Source organism: Streptomyces sparsus (genome assembly GCF_054776295.1).
In genome coordinates this window covers 1-794 of record NZ_BAAHCA010001484.1, presented here as the reverse complement: position 1 = coordinate 794, position 794 = coordinate 1, and the positions used below count along the sequence as shown (strand labels likewise).

The following is a 794-nucleotide window of genomic DNA, read 5'->3' as shown; positions in this document are numbered from 1 at the left end:
CCAGTTCGCCGGACACGTCGAACAGCGCGGCCCAGCCGCCGACGTGCACGGCGAGCCGTCCGAGCAGCGCGGCGGGCCCCTCGGCGGCGAGTGCGGCCCTGGTGAGTTCGCGCTGCGCCTCGAAGCCGGCCGTGACCGAGCGGTACTGGTCCGCGGCGATGGCGGCCGAGACGGCCTTGGTGATCGCGATGAAGGGGGTGCGGCGCGGCACTTCGAGCAGCGGGAAGTCGGCCTCCCGAGCCGCCGTCACCAGCGCGTCGGGCACCCGTTCGTAGTTGACGCCTGCGGCGAAGCCCAGGCCTATGACTCCGGCGCCCGCCAGCCGGCTGACGTAGCGGCGCATCGCCTCGGGGTTCTCGGCGTCGATCTTCATCGCGGTGATCAGCAGCAGTTCGCCGCCGTCGAGGTACGGCACCGGGTCCGCGAGTTCACTGACCTGGGCCCAGCGGATGGGCATCCACAGGCGGTCCTCGCCGGCGAGTACGGTCAGCTTCAACGAGGAGTGCTGGACTAGCGAGGCAAGCGTGGGCTGCATGCGCGTGTCGTGTCTGCCTTCTGGGGACAGTGTGCAGAGCTTTTTGGCCGTACGGGAGTAAGGATACGGCTCCTTGCTACTCGCCGTACAGCTACCCGGTGAGCTGGGACTGCCCGGCGCACTCACCGCTCTCAGGCCCTCGCGCCCCGCCGCACCGCCTCGGGGAGCAGCCATGCCCGTGAACCCCGGCCCGCCGCGGCCCCTGGCCGCCGCACCCGTGTCAGCCGCGTCCCCGGGGGGCGCTACTCGCCGAGGCGGG

The 794-nt window shown here is 72.0% G+C and carries 1 protein-coding gene; it reads right to left on the bottom strand.

Annotation, left to right across the window (positions count from 1 at the left end):
* Window positions 1–535: PucR family transcriptional regulator ligand-binding domain-containing protein (locus tag ACYVE9_RS29165; protein ID WP_461030882.1), on the bottom strand; the 535-nt coding region annotated here is incomplete at its 3' end.
* Window positions 536–794: the final 259 nt, after the last annotated feature.